Genomic DNA, 17,287 nt, shown 5'->3' with positions numbered 1-17,287 from the left:
TTAGGGTGGGGTAAAACATTTGATACAGCAATCATGAGTTTTCAAACAACCTCTAATAAGTATTAAATTTCCTGGTTGCTACTGGATGGCTTTGAAACTTCCCATACTTCCCTGTAAACTGGAAAGAATATGCGGGGTGCGATACCTATAATAAATATGTCATTAAAAATAGATTCTGGATTATTTACGGATGATTTCATAGATCATCACGCAGTTTTATGTGTGCCGGTTGATGCGGAATTTAAGGAAATTCGTAACCGTTATTTACAAATTGCTCGGATATTGCACCCAGATAGTTCTTTGATGAGGAATGAGTCGGAAAAAGAGATGGCTAATCAATTGTTAGCAAAGTTGGTTAATCCGGCTTATGAGAAGTTTTCTGTGGAACGTAATCGGGCTGAGTATTTGTTTATTCTGACACAAATGGGGAAGAGATTTGCCCAAGAACCAGGAGCAATTAGACTGAAGACGGAATCGGGGCGGCAATTGTTAGCTGCGCCTAATGTGAGTATGGCATATAAGCAGGCGATCGCTAAAATTGCCCCAACTCAATTTAGTGATTTGCAACAATCACTCAAAATCATTGCTGAGGTTAGTGAGCTAAATCTAGTTTATCTGATGCGGGTGGCTGGACAGTCAATGAATAAGTCCGCACCTAGTCAACCTCAAGGTTCTGCCCCAAATTTACCACTAACGCCAACCTCACCACCCGAAGAAGAGTCAATCGTAGAACAATACCTGCGTCGCGCTCAAGTTTTATTAGAAAAAAACCAATTGTCCCCAGCCAAAGTAGAATTACAAGATGCCTTAAAGTTAGAACCGCGAAATAGTCATTGCCATAGTTTGATGGCAATGGTATATTTACGGGAAAATCAACTGAAAATGGCAAAAATTCACTTTGATAACGCCCTGAAGTTAGATCCCAATGAGAAAATCGCTTTGGAATGGAAACCCAAGGTAGATGAAGCTTTAGGAATTACAACCAGTGGTTCTCAAGGGACTTCCGCTTCTAAAACTGAAGAGAAGCAACCAGATAAGTCTGGAAAAGGTGGTTTGTTTGGCGGTTTGTTTGGTGGGAAGAAAAAATAATGGTGTATCAACCAGCAGCGGGAGCAAGGGATCTATTACCTTTAGATGTGGCGCAAAAACGCTGGATTGAAGATAGATTAGAACAGGTGTTTCAACGGTGGGGATATCACAGGATTATCACCTCAACTTTGGAACGAATGGATACTCTGATGGCTGGTGAAGCTATTCAGCGTCAGATGGTGATTCAACTCCAAAATAGTCAAAATGAAGAATTGGGGTTGCGTCCAGAATTGACTGCCTCTATCGCTCGCACAGTGGTAACTCGCATGGCAGATGCCACCTATCCCCAGCGACTATATTACAATGCTAATGTTTTCCGCCGCAATTGGGAAGGCCGCCATAATCGTCAGCAGGAGTATTATCAAGCTGGGGTGGAGTTACTGGGTGCAGAGGGATTATTAGCCAATGGGGAAGTGTTGCTGCTGGTAGCAGACTGTTTAACAGCATTGGATTTAAAAGATTGGCGGTTAATTTTGGGGGAAGCGGGAATTACTCGTTCTTTGCTGAATGCTTTTCCCCCGGAAATCAGAAATCAAGTCCGCAGGGCGATCGCTCATTTGGATTATATCACTCTTGATACCTTACCTCTGAGCGAAGAACTCCACCAACGCGCTAAAATTATGTTGGATTTGCGGGGTGATAGTAGAGAAGTTTTAGCAAAAGTCAGCAGTTTACATCTAGAACCAGACCAGCAAGAGGCAATAAATAACCTCAAATCTCTAGTAGAATTACTAGATGGTAAATTCCCTTTAATCCTTGATTTGAGCCTAATTCAAACCATTGATTACTACACAGGTTTGGTTTTTGAAGTAGTGAGTGAGACAAATTCTCAAGCACAGATTTTAGGAAGTGGTGGTCGTTATGACCAATTGTTAGGTTTATATCATCCCCAAAAGGAAAATATTCCCGGTATCGGCTTTGAATTGAATATTGATGATTTATACCAAATTCTCCTATCAAATCAGCAATTACCCCAGAATATTCCCGCTAGTAATTGGTTAGTAGTTCCAGAAACCCCCGGTGCTGAAGCTGCGGCTTTTGCCTATGCCGATAAATTACGTAATTCCACTAATTCAGTGAGAGTAGAAATAGACCTGGGAGGTAGGGACACAGCAGGGATTCGTCAATATGCAAGCGATCGCTCAATTACCCAAATAGCCTGGATTAAAGCCGACGGTTCACACACCATTGAACCCGGATGTTAAAAATAGGAATATTGGTAAACTTTCCCAAAATCAATCCAAAATCTAAAATCTAAAATCCAAAAAAGAGGGAATCGGAAAAATGCCACATACCATTGTTACAGACGTTTGTAAAGGTGTTGCTGACTGCGTAAGTGCTTGTCCTGTAGCTTGTATTCATCCAGGTCCAGGGAAAAATGTCAAAGGCACAGATTGGTACTGGATTGACTTTGCTACCTGTATTGATTGTGGTATCTGTTTGCAAGTTTGCCCCGTAGAAAACGCAATTTTGGCAGAAGAAAGACCAGAATTGCAGAAAATAGTAAATTAGGTGACAGGTGACAGGTGCTACGCCACGGGGACAGTGGAAAAGAAAATCACCAAATTACCTGTTACCTGTTCCCCGTTCCCTGTTCCCTGTTCCCTAGCAAATTAGGTGACAGGTGCTACGCCACGGGGACAGTGGAAAAGAAAATCACCAAATTACCTGTTACCTGTTCCCCGTTCCCTGTTCCCTGTTCCCTCATGTAACAAATGACTAATAATTATTTATTAAACGTAGAAAATGTCCACGCTGGATATATTAAAGATGTAGATATTTTGCAAGGTGTCAACTTTCACATTGCACCAGGGGAGTTAGTTACAGTAATTGGTCCAAACGGTGCAGGTAAATCCACTTTAGTAAAAACTATTTTCGGACTTTTGACACCCCATGCTGGAACTATTACCTTCAAAGATCAGAATTTGATTGGTTTAAAATCAAATCAAATTGTCGCCAAAGGAATGTCCTATGTTCCCCAAATTGCCAACGTTTTCCCATCCTTAACCATAGATGAAAACTTAGAAATGGGGGCTTTTGTGAGAGATGTTCCCTTGAAACCTCTTAAAGATAAAATATACACCATGTTTCCTCGCTTGAGCGATCGCCGTCGTCAACGCGCAGGAACTCTCTCCGGTGGAGAAAGACAAATGTTAGCAATGGGGAAAGCATTAATGTTAGAACCCAGTTTACTCCTATTAGATGAACCCTCAGCCGCATTATCTCCCATTTTGGTAACTCAAGTATTTGAGCAAATTAAACAAATTAAAGAATCGGGGACTGCGATAGTTCTAGTTGAACAAAATGCCAGAAAAGCCTTAGAAATGGCAGATCGTGGTTATGTGCTAGAATCAGGAAGAGATGCTATCTCAGGACCTGGTAGAGAATTATTAAATAACCCAAAAGTCGGGGAATTGTATTTAGGCGCTGGGAAAGGACATTAAAAACAAGATCCCCGACTTCTTAAAGAAGTCGGGGATCTAAAACCTATACTATTAAGGAATATGACTACACAAACAATATCATCATTAGCAGTATATCAAGGTCAATTCGGGGAGTTTACGATTACTCAGAGCGATCGCCAAAGTGTGATAATTTATCGAACAGGATTAATGATCGCCGCCCTGTGTTTTGCCATTGGTAGCGGTTTAGTCTTATTTTATCCCCAACCCGCTGCTATCGCCTCCCTGACCCCTCTCTACACCTGTTTTAATATTGCACTGGGAGTTAGTTTATTAACTATTCATATCTATATGGCATTTTTGCACCGCATTCTCCAACTTTTTTGGATAATTGGTAGCATTTGTGCCTTTATTTTTGGACATGGTGATAGTCAAGCTTTTGCAATTACTATTTATAATCAACCCCTCACCATATTAGGAATTGGTTTTACCTTTGCAGCCTTGACAGGGATCTTTTTCAAAGAAGGTTTTTGTTTCCATCGTTTAGAAACTAAAATCTTAACTCCCCTTGTTCCCCTACTATTATTAGGACATTTAACCGGAATTTTATCAACGCCAGCAGAACAAGTTTTACTAGCAACTTGGGCAATTTTATTCCTCATCTTTGCTATAAGAAAAGTAATTCAAGCTATTCCTCCCGACATTGGCGATAAATCTGTATTTGATTATTTGAAAAATCAAATTAAGACCCGGCGACTAGAAGTCACAGCTACACAAACAAAGTCCGCCTCCGCGGACTAAAAAAATCAAGATATTGAACCCACGTACCATCTGGGTTTTGCCTGTGTAGACGCGGTTTTTAACCGCCAAGTAATTATATTTATACTAAGTAGGTGAACACAATAAAACCAAACTGTGTAAAGAAACATAAAATCGCTGAAAACTTCTTTACTCTTGCCTTTTGCCTCTTGCCTCTTGCCTTGCTATAACGACAATTTTCAACGCCAACCTACTTATGTCAAATACAGAAGAACGTAAATATTGGTTAGCTTGGTCGCAAATTTCTGGAATTGGACCCATATTACTGCAAAGATTACAACAGCATTTTGGTAACTTGGAAAATGCTTGGAAAGCTACTCCTAGTGAATTACGAAAAGTTGAAGGTTTGGGATTTCAGACATTAGAAAAAGTTGTTCAACAAAAATCCCATTTAAACCCCGAACAACTCCTCACTCAACACCAACAAGCAAACCCCCATTTTTGGACACCAGCAGACCCAGAATATCCCCAACTACTGCGAGAAATTCCCAGTCCACCCCCCTTATTGTATTATCGGGGTGAAGTTGATTTACAGGAGAATTCAGGACAAAAACCTTTAGTGGGAATTGTCGGAACTCGTCAACCCACAGAATATGGAATTAAATGGACTCGTCAAATTAGTACCGCATTAGCCAAAAATGGTTTTACTATTGTTTCCGGTATGGCAGAAGGAATAGACACCGAAAGTCACGCAGCGACAATGAAAGCAGGAGGAAGAACAATAGCAGTTGTAGGAACAGGAGTAGATGTTATTTATCCCCATAAAAATCAAGGTTTATATAAACAGATATTGACCTCTGGCATAGTAATTAGTGAATATCCTGCCAAAACCACACCCAACCGCACCCATTTTCCCCGACGAAATCGCATCATTGCCGGGTTAAGTCGCGCAGTATTAGTCATAGAAGCACCAATAAAATCCGGTGCTTTAATCACAGCTACTTATGCTAATGAATTTTGTCGAGATGTTTACGCATTACCCGGAAGAGTTGATGATCAACCATCACAAGGTTGTTTAAAATTAATTAGTCAAGGTGCAGGTTTAATTAATCAAGAACTCAGTCAATTATTAACCATGTTGGGGGCAATTCCCCAAATAGATATAGAAATTCCCATAGTTAGATCTCCTCCTTTACCTGACTTAGCACCTGAATTACAACAGGTAATAGATACTTTGACTATTGATACTTTATCCTTTGATTTTATAATTCAAAAAACAGGGATGAATGCGGCTTTAGTTTCCAGTTCCTTATTACAATTAGAACTCATGGGTTTAGTCACCCAACTTCCGGGAATGCGATATCAAAAATGTTAAAACTCTGACTTTTGTTCCCTCTTCCTTTGCGTCTTTGCGCCTTTGCGTGAGGCTAATTCATACTTTAATTATGCAACGCCAATTTTTGCTTGTAGTCTAGCAACAAAGCCACATTTTCTGCAACCAGTTTGAATTCTGAATTATTTATTGTGGTGGATAATATTGCGGAGTCATTATAGGCTGCGGATAACTGCCCATAGGCATATTATTAACCATCCCATTAGGCATAGCAGGATTCATTATCGGTTGTTGAACTGGTTGCTGAGTAAAGGGTTGAACGGGTGGTTGATAATTAGAAATTGGTTGAGTTGCTGGTTGAGTGATTGGTTGAGTGATTGGTTGAGTAACCGGTTGGTTATTTATCGGATTACTAGGTGTTACTGTAGTTTGGCTAAAGTGTTCATAAGCCGCACTAGAAATAGAACTAATTAATTTTGCCGCACGAGGATCATTATTGGGACGTTTCACCATAATAGCGGCGATATAACGTTTACCCGTAGGGACATCTATTAAACCCGCATCTGCTAACATTGTGCCAATATCACCTGTTTTGTGGTAAGCATTTGCGCCTTTTCCTAAGCCAGCAGGTAAAAGATTATCTCGTTCAGTGCGACTCATAATATTAAGCATTAAATCACGCGATCGCATACTCACGACATTACCTTGATTCACCATCGAGATTAAATTCCCCAATTCCCTCGGACTAGTAGTATTAGTCCCCTCTAAATCTGGGAGAGGATTACGAATCATCGTCGTTGTTAATCCCCAACTGCGAAAACGTCCATTCAACGCCTCCTGTCCCCCTAATTTAGCAACCAGCATATTCGTAGCCGTATTGTCGCTAATTGTAATCATCTTCGTAGCCACATCAAGAGCCGTGTATTTGCTGTCTGGGGTTTGATATTGCATATTTCCCGAACCCCCGACAATCATCTCTTTTTGGAGAGTTAAGATTTCATCCAGGCGGATTTTACCAGCATCTACATCCTGGAAAAAAGCAATCAAAATCGGAATTTTAATCGTGCTTGCCGCAGCAAAACTGGCATTACTATTAATATCTACATAACCACCATTATCTAAGTCTAATAAAAACACCCCTGGCATCAGATCAGCATTAGCGGTGGTGAGAGTTTGTAAAGAATTTTTTAAAGGCGTAATTTCTTGGGACAGATATAAGCTTGTATTAGGAGTTTGAGATGTTTTTTGAGAAGTAGTAGTTTGAGATACTAACGCAACTGAACCAAGCCGATTAGCAGGGTCTAGAATTGACAACAACGTACCCACAATCGCACCTATCCCCACACCCACAATCAACAACCGCAAGGCATATAAAACAGTTCTAGCCATAGGTTTTAACCTAGTCTTGCGTGACCCTCTGCTTTCAATTCTCGGCTTCTCCATGCGTACCGTCTTTAACCTCACATTTGCTGATGGAGAAATTTGAGTATTTTTCTTGACTGTAGGTAATGGTTTAACACCTGGAGGCATCATCTTCCGTGATGCTGGTTTTCGCCCCCCAGATGAGATAGGAACAGGACTGCTATGATTGTTTAGACAAGCTAATGTTGCAGTTTCTCTTGGACTAGAAACTGGCTGTTGATTGATAACTTTTTTCTGTCCTGTCTTGGGGACTGGACGTTTACGCCGGCGACGCTGTACAGGTTGTCTTTGTGATATGGGTATGAGTTTGTCACCAGTTTCTGACATAGCTACTTTTCACCTTCGACCCAGATTGTAAATTTATGCACCTTGATACTCAGTTTACCTTTGGAAAGTGGCATTTTCCGATCTAGTATACTTCATAAGTAGTCGGACGAAATTAAATTCACTCGTTGAGAGAGGGAACAGGGAACAGGGAACAGAAAAATCAATTGTGTAATTAATTCTGTCCCATTACTTAGTTGATTTTTGCACAAAAAGTCAGTGTACCTTTAGAGAACTCCACAAAAAGAAATGCCCAATGTCATTTTGTTCGCGCAGCGTGCCAGAGGCATTACGAAACGAAGTGTACTAAAATTAATATTACCCGGACTCATAGCCAATGGACAGAAGTAATTAAATATTCCTGGTACTTGATTATTATGCAAAAATGATTTGTCTCCCTTAGTGATTATTAATCATGCATCAAAGTTCTGGTCGTTGGCGTTTGGGTCTAAGTTTATCACTGGTAACTGTCTTTTTATGGGGAGTTTTACCTCTGGCTTTGACGGTAACACTACAAGAGCTAGATGTCTACACCATTATCTGGTTTCGCTTTTTAACTTCCTTCCTCTTACTGGCAATTTATTTGTTGTTTCAGCAACAATTACCAACCTTAGAACAATTACGTGCTACCTCTTGGCAATTATTAGTAGTTGCTACTATATTTTTAGCTGCTAACTATTTTCTATTTATGCAAGGTTTAGCATTGACCGCCCCAGCTAATGCTGAAGTGATCATTCAATTATCTAGTGTGTTATTAAGTTTCGGTGGATTAGTCATTTTTAACGAACGTTATACATTGTATCAATGGCTAGGTGTAGCTGTACTAACTTTGGGTTTTGCACTATTTTTTCATGCCCAATTAGTTAATCTTATCACAGCCCAAGGTGAATATTTACTAGGTAGTGGCTTGATTGTTTTCGGGGCAATAGCATGGGCTATCTATGCCTTATCACAAAAACAGTTATTGCAATCGTTATCTTCAGCAAAAATTATGTTGATTATTTACGGTGGCTGTGCTTTATTATTCACGCCATTGGCAAAAACTAACACAATTCTCACCCTGGATACTTTCTATTTTTCAACTTTGATATTTTGCGCTTTAAATACCCTCGTTGCCTATGGTGCTTTTGCTGAATCTTTAGTACATTGGCAAGCCTCAAGAGTGGGTGCTGTATTAGCTTTAGCTCCGATTATTACTTTAATTTCCGGTTGGCTGATGTCCGTAGTTACTCCTAATATTATCTCTCCAGAAAATATTTCTTTAGTAGGTGTTATTGGGGCATTTTTTGTAGTCATTGGTTCTATATCTATTGCATTATGCGAACCTAATTAATAGGATTTATTAGCATTATTTAGATTTTATTAATCAGGAAAAATACATAATAAATACTGATGTAGATAATTCATGTATTTATTATAATCTTAAAAGAAGTCTTAGCAATTCAAAGCAAACTAATCGCAAACGGTCTGAAATTTTGTTTGTGTAGTCTGCGATAGGCACTATTGAGAATAGTTTAACAGGGTGTTTGAATCACTACCAAAATTTGAGCCTCGCTCAACAACATCACCACAAAAGTTAAGCGATGAATATGTTTGGTAATTGGGGCAGCACCCTCAGAAAAAATTCTCTTACACTGATTTTGTCCATATTGCTGCCAACATTTGGGATAAGTAACCCGGTTATGGCAGCAGAACAAATTCATGCTTCCTATTCAGCACTAAAAATTTCTATCCCTATTACTGCCTTAGAAAGCTATGCAAAATACGGGATAATTAATGCAGATTTAGCAGGCTATTATCAATATATTCCTACAAACAAACTGCAAGAATTAAGGAAAATTTTAGTTCAACCACTGAAAATTAGTCCGGCTGTAACTTCCCAATTTCTTGACACCCAACAAGGGAAATTTATCTTACAAAGATTAGCAGGGTTAATTAAACCTAAATCTGATTATTCAAAATTTACTTCTTGGTCATTACGTACAGCTTTAATTGCTGCTGCTGCTGAACCGGAAGGATTAAATTTATTAAATTTATTACGCAAATATCCTCAAGATAATATTAAGATTGATGTGGCTTCCAGCCTAAAAGTTGCTGGTGAGTTAGAGAAAATGATCAACGATACGGAAACAACTATTTCCGCATTAATCCAAGCATCAAAATTAGAAGCTGATCAAATTTCTTATCCTAATTTTTCTCAATTACCAAGATTTTCAAATCCAGTAATTTTATCAACCCAGAAACAAATAATTAAGTTCTTTGATGTAGTCCGTAATCGGCATTTAACTACAGAAATATATATTCCTAATAGCCAAAATCCTGTACCTGTGATTGTGATTTCTCATGGTTTAGGTTTGGATAGTAGTAACTTTCGTTATTTAGCAGATCATTTAGTTAAACATGGGTTTGCTGTAGTAATTCCCAATCATCCCAGTAGTGATGCTAAACAATTAAAATCTTTAATAAATGGTAATAGTAATCAAGTTACACACCCTAATGAATTTAAAGATAGACCTTTAGATATCAAATATATTTTAGATCAATTAGAGTCAGATTCACAATTTCAGCAGCGGCTAAACTTACAACAAGTGGGAGTATTTGGTCAGTCTTTAGGAGGTTATACTGCCTTAGCTTTAGCGGGGGCAAAAATTAACTTTTCCCAACTACAAGCAGACTGTCATCCTGACAAATTGCGAAATACTTGGAATATGTCTTTATTGTTGCAATGTCGGGCTTTAGAATTGCCCAACCAGTCAGGACAAGATTACAATTTACAAGATACCAGAATCAAGGCGGCGATCGCTGTTAATCCGATTACCAGTTCTATTTTCGGACAAGCCGGGTTAAGCCAAATTCATACCCCAGTCATGATTGTCGGTAGTAGTGAAGACACAGTTGCCCCAACTTTATATGAGCAAATTGTCCCTTTTTCCTGGATTATTCATCCCGAAAAATACTTAGTTATGCTACTTGGTGGTACTCATTTTTCTACCATTGGTAATAGCAATCCTGACAGTACACAAATGGCATTACCAACAGATATGGTAGGTGATGCTTCCCAAGCCCATGATTACATGAATGCGTTAAGTTTACCCTTTTTTCAAACTTACATAGCCGGAAAACCAGAATATCTGCCTTATCTGAATGCTGCCTACGCTCAAAGTATTTCTAGTCAGTCCCTGGGTTTAAACCTTGTCCAGTCCCTTGATCATCTCAAATTAGCACCAATTTTAGGTAATCTTCAAGACAGCAAACCTGTTAAAAAGAAACTTGCTCATACTATCGTCCATTTTGGATTTTGGCTGCTAGGTATTGGTGTTTCTCTATTACATTTAATTTAGATCCCCGACTTCTTCAAGAACTCCTGATAGCGCAGCGTGGCATTAGCCATACTCCCGAATGGGCGCAGGCCCTGCGCCCCTACCTTTTGGTAGCGTAGCGTGGCGTTAGCGATATTTCTGAACTCCTATTTGTGTGAAAATAAAAAATCTCAACCCTAAAATCTAAACTTGTGCAAGGCTTTCTCAATTTAAACAAACCACTTGACTGGACTTCTCATGACTGCGTAGCCAAAGTCCGAAAACTACTGAAGATGAAACGAGTCGGACACGCAGGAACTTTAGATCCCAAAGCTACCGGAGTATTACCGATAGCCTTGGGTAAAGCCACCAGATTATTACAATATTTACCGGGAGAAAAGGCTTATCAAGCCACTGTCCGGCTAGGAATACAAACTACTACAGATGATTTAGAAGGGGAAATTATTACCTCTGCACCCTGTCCAGGATTAGATTTAGAAAATATCAAAACGTCCCTTTCCCAGTTTATCGGTAAAATTGAGCAAATCCCCCCCAGTTACAGCGCCATTCAAGTTGACGGCAAACGCCTCTATGATTTAGCCCGAAAAGGGGAAATAGTCGAAGTTCCGGTGCGAACAGTCGAAATTGCCCAAATCCAGGTGTTAGACTGGCGAGACGGAGATTTTCCTGAATTAGATATAGCCATATCTTGTGGAGCGGGAACATATATTCGGGCGATCGCTCGTGATTTAGGTACAATACTCAACACAGGTGGCACTCTATCTGCCCTAATTCGCACACAAAGCAGCAGTTTTCAACTTCCAACCAGTCTCAGCTTTACAGACTTAGCCACCGAAATCGAAAACAGCACATTTCAACCTATATCCGCAGACACACCATTACAACATCTCAAAGCCGTAAATCTAGCGCCAGAATCAGCTAAAAAATGGTGTCAAGGTCAAAAAATTCCCCTCAATCTGGTTATTGACGACTTTGTACGAGTTTATGAAACAGAAACCAATTTTTTAGGAATCGGGAAATTAGCACATGATTTATTAGTCCCTCAAATGGTGTTTTTTGAATATCCCAATTAAAAATTAAATAGGGTTTGCTGATAACGTAGCGTAAGCCATAAAAGTTATCTGTGAGGGCTAGAAGTATGGCTAACGCCACGGTGCGCTATCAGGAGGTGGGGGCGCAGGGACTGCGCCCATTCGGGAGTATGGCTAACGCCACGCTGCGCTATCAGTAGGATTTAGAAGAAGTTATCAGTAATATCAAGTCTGGAAAACTTTTACTCTTGCCTATTGCCTATTACCTTGCCCCAACGACAATTTTCAACGCCAACCTACTTAACCTGAAAAGGTTTTTGACATTCTCATGATAAGTTCATAATTCTCCTGATAAATTCACAGAAAATTCATAAAAATAGCATAATTTATCCTGTACATTACTGTTTTTCGGGAATTACTCTAATATACATTCGGGCGCATATAACCGTCGTGAGGAGTAGAATTTTGAGAAGGGCAAAATTTTTATGTATGTTATTACGCCCAAATTGGCTAAAGTTCATAGATACAACTTTATTAAGCTATATATGGGCTATCACCGCTCTTTCAGTTACCCCTGCTTCTGCAACAAATGAAATAACTCCTAAAACCCATAGCAGTAAAGAATTAATAACTGATCAAGCTCAATTAAAGACTAACTTGCCGGATCTCCAAGATGTCTTAGCGAAAAACGTAGAGTCAGGGCGGAAGATTGAACCTCTACTTTATCAAAAACAATCATGGATCACTGCTCAAACAGATACTTCAGTACCAAATGATAAACGTCAACTTAATACTGATAAATTACGCCAATATTTACTAGTTGACCCTCTGGTCAAAGTAATTCCACTCAAACGTACTTACTCTCCTTCGCTTACCTTTGCTACACCAAGCGCCTTTGGAGCTACCTGGGGTGACGTTTTCCTAGGGGCATCCGCAGCAACCACTGGTAAAGCTAGAACTCAACCAGACGGGAGTATCAGTATGGGTTTTGGGTTAGGAGATGCCCGGAAACTAGTTGGTCTAGAACTTGGCTACAACATTGGTAGTATCAAAAATTTTGGCTACAACGGAACTTTTGACCTCAAAGCTAACCGCATTGTCTATGCTAAAGGCAACACTCAAATAGCTGCGGCTGCTGGCTGGAAGTCTTTTGCACAGCACGTTAAAGGGGAATCAGTTAGACCTTCCAGTGCCTATGGTGTAGTTACAAGTTACTCCCTATTAAAGCCTAACGATACTGTTAATAAAATGCCCATTTCCTTTTCCATAGGAGCCGGTGGTGGCGATTTTCGCACAGGTAATGCAAGTACGGGTGTATTTGCTGGAGTTGGGGTACAAGTTCATCCCCAAATCGGTGTGGGTATGGGCTGGAGTGGAGTTGGTTTCAACGTTGGAGCTTCTTTTGTCCCTATATCTACTATTCCCTTGACAATTAATGCCGTAGGTGCAGATCTCACAGATACTAGCTTGGGCGGTACGGTATTTGTTCTCAGCATAGGCTATGGTTTCAATTTCTTACCCAAATAAATCTGGTTGAAAAAGTCTGAACACCTTATCTGTTATTGTTTCTACCTTTATTCAGCCAACCCTAAATAAACACTTCAATCCTGATAAAATCACCATGTTAAAAATCAGAACTTTTATTCTGGCTCTCACTCTCACTCCCCTACTGGCAATCAATTGGCAGCAACCAAGCCAATCCCAAACTTCGCCTAGTCTGGGTACAGCAGGTGGTATGAGTGGTGGTGGAAACATTGGACCAATTAATACGAGTCCTAGTGTGGGGACTGGTGGGAGCATAAGTGGTGGTGGCACTACTGGCTCCAATGGTTATACTGATTCCAATCCCGATGATAATACGAGTCCTAGTGTGGGGACTGGCGGGAGCATGAGTGGTGGTGGCACTACTGGCTCTGGTAATACAAGTCCTAGTGTGGGGAATGCCGGAGGTCAAAGTGGCAGTCCTGTTACCATTGTCCGCACATCACGAGGAAATTCACTTAGGATTACAGCAGAGCGTCAAGACAACCTCAATCGTGCCGCCATCAATATATTCACCAAGGAAGATAGTAAAGTTTTTGTAGCTTTCAGGCAGCCGGAAGCAATCAGACGGGGTGAATCGAATAGATTTACGGAGATATTAAAGCAGGCTGGTGTTAGTCCAGCATTGGCAGGACGATTTGTATTCACCTTGATTAAAATCATCCCTGCTCCCCGTCCTACTACACAAAGTTCCGGTTCAGTTCAGTTACCAAAAAAATATTTAGTGGCCAGCACTAAAGCTTTAAAATTTAGCCCAATTATTGCCCAAACGGCTGATGCTACTTTAGCAAGCGTAGAGGTAGATATTAACGATTTGCATAATGCTATTAACACCTACAACCAAATTATCCAAGAAAGCAGTCCGGTGACTTTGCAACAGCTTTCAGAAAACCAAGATTTTGTGGAAATTGGTAAGGTGCTAAAAGAATTGAGAGCAGCGGTCAACTAGTAGTCTGTCAAACCGAAAATGACGGGTGAAGGCAAGCAGGGGGAGAAGAGAGGCACCGGGGGTAGGGGAGGGAAGAACAGAAGTTTTTTCCGATCATTACCCGTCAAAATAAATTTGACGAACTACTAGTCTCAAACATAATTAAGAGGATGTTTGAAAAGTGGTATTCCGTAATTTTCATCACATTGCTACCCCCCTTTCCCCTTGTAAAGGGGGGAAACAATAAAAATCCAGTTCCCTCCCCTTTACAAGGGGAGGGTTAGGGTGGGGTAAAAAATATTTGATACATCAACCATAACTTTTCAAACACCCTCTAAGAGAACTCCACAAAAAGAAATGCCCAATGTCATTCTGTTAGCGCAGCGTGCCAGAGGCGTTACGAAACGAAGTGTAGTGAAGAATCTCTTGAGATGTTTCGCTATGGCTAACGCCACGCTCCGCGAACGCTGCACTCAGCATGACAAAACAGGATCATTTATTTTGTGGCTTACTCTAATTAAACACTCACAAAAAATAACGGGGAGACACAAGAGCTTCTCCGTTATTTTTTGTTAATTTGAGAAAGTTACACAAAAAAGTTAAGTTGATAATAGGCGAAGATAACGGGGAAATAAAAGTGAGTCCTGGATTTGATTACGATTTAGTGATTATCGGCGCTGGTGTGGGCGGACATGGTGCTGCTTTACACGCTATCAGTTGCGGTCTGAAAACGGCGATTATTGAAGCTGGAGATATGGGAGGAACTTGTGTAAACAGGGGTTGTATTCCTTCTAAGGCATTACTGGCGGCTTCAGGAAAGGTGAGGGAATTACGTAATGCCCATCATCTCAAGTCTTTGGGAATTCAAATTGGTAATGTGGAGTTTGAACGACAAGCGATCGCTGATCATGCTAACAATCTCGTTGCCAAAATTCAAGGGGACTTAACCAACAGTCTCAAGCGCTTGGGAGTGGAGATTATTCGGGGTTGGGGTAAGGTGTCTGGTACACAAAAAGTTACCATCACCACAGACAAAGGTGAGAAAACCATCACAGCCCAAGATATTATCCTTTCGCCTGGTTCTGTTCCCTTCGTTCCTCCCGGAATTGAAGTAGACGGCAAAACCGTATTTACCAGTGACCAAGGCGTTAAATTAGAAACTCTACCCAAGTGGGTGGCGATTATTGGTAGCGGTTACATTGGCTTAGAATTTTCTGATGTTTACTCGGCTTTAGGTTGTGAAATCACCTTAATTGAAGCCCTGAGTGAGTTAATGCCAGGATTTGATCGAGACATTGCTAAACTGGCAGAACGGGTCTTAATTAACCCCCGTGATATTGAAACTAAGGTCGGTATCTACGCTAAAAAAATTATTCCTGGTTCACCAGTAATCATTGAGTTGGCTGACTTTGAAACTAAGGAAGATTTAGAAGTTCTTGAAGTTGATGCTTGTTTGGTCGCTACCGGTCGCGTTCCAGCTACGCAAAATCTTGGGTTAGATTCTGTGGGAGTCGCTCTTGATCGCCGTAATTTTATTCCTGTAAATGATAATATGGCGGTATTATCGGACGGGGAGGTTATCCCCCATCTCTGGGCTATTGGTGATGCTACTGGCAAAATGATGTTGGCTCATACAGCATCGGCTCAAGGTATTATTGCTGTAGAAAATATGATGGGTCGTCACAAAACTGTTGACTACCGCAGCATTCCCGCCGCCGCTTTTACCCATCCAGAAGTTAGCTATGTGGGCTTGACTGAAACAGCCGCCCATGCTTTGGGTTTAACTGAAGGTTTTGAAGTCGCCACCAGTAAGAGTTACTTTAAAGGTAATTCCAAGGCTTTGGCGGAAAATGATACTGATGGAATGACGAAGGTAATTTATCGTAAAGATACTGGCGAGGTTTTAGGTGTACATATCTTTGGTCCCCACGCCTCAGATCTAATTCATGAAGCCGCCGCCGCTATTGCCAGTCGTCAATCTATCCAAACTCTTGCTTACCTAGTTCACGCTCATCCAACGCTTTCAGAAGTTTTAGATGAAGCTTATAAACGGGCATTGGTTAGTTAATAGAAGAATTAAGGAGTTACAGGTGATAGGTAATGGGGAAGAGAAAAATTTTCTTTCTTCTTCATTCTTCTTTCTGAACTCCTGACTCGGTGACTCCTGACTCCTGACAAAGGGCGCAGGCCCTGCGCCCCTACCTTCTGAACTCCTTAAACAATATGCAAATCCGTCGTCGTTCACCTAGCACAGTTATTAATATTTCTATACTTCAATATCGATCTGCTATAGAAGGGGCTGCGCCAAATAATATTTTAGAAGAAATTGTCTGGCAGAAAGAAACAGAAGTTGAGCAAATGCGAGAAAGGCTACCTTTGCGAGAATTGCAAACACAAGCCCTATCAGCACCACCAACTCGTGATTTTGTGGCTGCTTTACGTCAAGGTAAAACTCATCCGGCTTTAATTGCTGAAGTTAAAAAAGCTTCTCCCAGTAAAGGGGTATTTAGGGAGGATTTTGACCCAGTAGCGATCGCTCAATCTTATCAAAAAGGTGGAGCTAGTTGTCTTTCTGTTCTCACAGATGTTAAATTTTTCCAAGGTAGTTTTGAAAATCTATCCTTAGTCCGTTCAGCAGTAGATTTACCTTTGCTGTGCAAGGATTTTATTATCTATCCTTACCAAATGTATTGGGCGCGAATTCATGGAGCAGACGCAGTTTTATTAATAGCAGCCATCCTTAATGATCAAGATTTGCAATACTTTATCAAAATTGCTCATAACCTGAAAATGGCAACTTTAATAGAAGTGCATAATTTAGAAGAACTAGATCGAGTTTTAGCTTTAGATGGTGTTTCTTTAATTGGCATTAATAATCGCAATTTAGAAGATTTTTCTGTTGATTTACAAACAACTTGTCAATTACTCACAGCTAGAGGTGAACAGTTACGAGCAAAAAACATTCTTGTAGTCAGCGAATCAGGATTGCATCACCCAGAGGATTTAAGTATAGTTAAAAAAGCAGGTGCATCCGCTGTACTGATTGGTGAATCCTTGGTAAAACAACCAGATCCTCAATTAGCAATAGCCAATCTCTTTGCTTAATTACAGTCTTGAATTCCATATAAAACAAGGGG

Annotated in this window: 14 protein-coding genes; 13 read left to right on the top strand and 1 reads right to left on the bottom strand. The window is 40.4% G+C overall.

Going from position 1 to position 17,287, the window contains the following annotated elements:
• Positions 1 to 156 precede the first annotated feature (156 nt).
• The 6 genes from FJR37_RS21580 to dprA all read left to right on the top strand — a co-directional run bounded on the left by FJR37_RS21580 (position 157) and on the right by dprA (position 5,625).
• A complete protein-coding gene (locus FJR37_RS21580; RefSeq protein WP_168467079.1) occupies positions 157 to 1,089 on the top strand; it encodes a J domain-containing protein in 933 nt (310 codons plus the stop codon).
• Positions 1,089 to 2,294 carry an ATP phosphoribosyltransferase regulatory subunit gene (locus FJR37_RS21575; protein ID WP_168467078.1) on the top strand — a complete coding sequence of 402 codons (1,206 nt, stop codon included), beginning with the start codon at positions 1,089 to 1,091 and terminating at the stop codon, positions 2,292 to 2,294. Before FJR37_RS21580 ends, FJR37_RS21575 begins: the two co-directional genes overlap by 1 nt.
• 79 nt (positions 2,295 to 2,373) lie before the next feature.
• A complete protein-coding gene (locus tag FJR37_RS21570) occupies positions 2,374 to 2,601 on the top strand; it encodes a ferredoxin family protein (RefSeq protein WP_168467077.1) in 228 nt (75 codons plus the stop codon).
• Positions 2,602 to 2,804: 203 nt separating this feature from the next.
• Positions 2,805 to 3,533 (top strand): ABC transporter ATP-binding protein, encoded by a 729-nt coding sequence (locus tag FJR37_RS21565; RefSeq protein ID WP_168467076.1) that lies wholly within the window; start codon positions 2,805 to 2,807, stop codon positions 3,531 to 3,533.
• Between the two features lie 60 nt (positions 3,534 to 3,593).
• On the top strand, positions 3,594 to 4,292 hold the full coding sequence (locus tag FJR37_RS21560; protein WP_051424217.1) for a DUF2301 domain-containing membrane protein: 699 nt from the start codon (positions 3,594 to 3,596) through the stop codon (positions 4,290 to 4,292).
• Between the two features lie 214 nt (positions 4,293 to 4,506).
• A complete protein-coding gene (dprA, locus tag FJR37_RS21555; protein ID WP_168467075.1) occupies positions 4,507 to 5,625 on the top strand; it encodes a DNA-processing protein DprA in 1,119 nt (372 codons plus the stop codon).
• Between the two features lie 144 nt (positions 5,626 to 5,769).
• On the opposite strand, the gene FJR37_RS21550 is transcribed toward dprA, so the two are convergent.
• Entirely contained in the window at positions 5,770 to 7,332 is a 1,563-nt protein-coding gene (locus FJR37_RS21550; RefSeq protein ID WP_168467074.1) for a serine hydrolase, read from the bottom strand.
• Between the two features lie 412 nt (positions 7,333 to 7,744).
• Between FJR37_RS21550 and FJR37_RS21545 the strand changes: the two genes are divergently transcribed.
• From FJR37_RS21545 to trpC, 7 genes are all read left to right on the top strand, one after another.
• Positions 7,745 to 8,662, top strand: coding sequence for a DMT family transporter (locus FJR37_RS21545; RefSeq protein WP_039202201.1), 918 nt, complete (start codon positions 7,745 to 7,747; stop codon positions 8,660 to 8,662).
• Positions 8,663 to 8,912: 250 nt separating this feature from the next.
• Positions 8,913 to 10,670 carry an alpha/beta hydrolase gene (locus FJR37_RS21540; RefSeq protein ID WP_168467073.1) on the top strand — a complete coding sequence of 586 codons (1,758 nt, stop codon included), beginning with the start codon at positions 8,913 to 8,915 and terminating at the stop codon, positions 10,668 to 10,670.
• 170 nt (positions 10,671 to 10,840) lie between these two features.
• Positions 10,841 to 11,722, top strand: coding sequence for a tRNA pseudouridine(55) synthase TruB (gene truB / locus FJR37_RS21535; protein ID WP_053538931.1), 882 nt, complete (start codon positions 10,841 to 10,843; stop codon positions 11,720 to 11,722).
• A gap of 447 nt (positions 11,723 to 12,169) precedes the next feature.
• Positions 12,170 to 13,207 (top strand): hypothetical protein, encoded by a 1,038-nt coding sequence (locus tag FJR37_RS21530; RefSeq protein WP_254434638.1) that lies wholly within the window; start codon positions 12,170 to 12,172, stop codon positions 13,205 to 13,207.
• Between the two features lie 94 nt (positions 13,208 to 13,301).
• Complete coding sequence (locus tag FJR37_RS21525) at positions 13,302 to 14,171, top strand: hypothetical protein (RefSeq protein WP_168467071.1); 870 nt, start codon at positions 13,302 to 13,304, stop codon at positions 14,169 to 14,171.
• 616 nt (positions 14,172 to 14,787) lie between these two features.
• Entirely contained in the window at positions 14,788 to 16,218 is a 1,431-nt protein-coding gene (lpdA, locus tag FJR37_RS21520; protein ID WP_168467070.1) for a dihydrolipoyl dehydrogenase, read from the top strand.
• 155 nt (positions 16,219 to 16,373) lie between these two features.
• Complete coding sequence (trpC, locus tag FJR37_RS21515) at positions 16,374 to 17,255, top strand: indole-3-glycerol phosphate synthase TrpC (RefSeq protein ID WP_168467069.1); 882 nt, start codon at positions 16,374 to 16,376, stop codon at positions 17,253 to 17,255.
• Positions 17,256 to 17,287: the final 32 nt, after the last annotated feature.

The sequence above is a fragment of the Aphanizomenon sp. UHCC 0183 genome (assembly GCF_009712065.1).
Lineage (GTDB): Bacteria > Cyanobacteriota > Cyanobacteriia > Cyanobacteriales > Nostocaceae > Dolichospermum > Dolichospermum heterosporum.
Note: the sequence above shows the minus strand (reverse complement) of the source record. Positions and strands in the feature narration are given on the sequence as shown.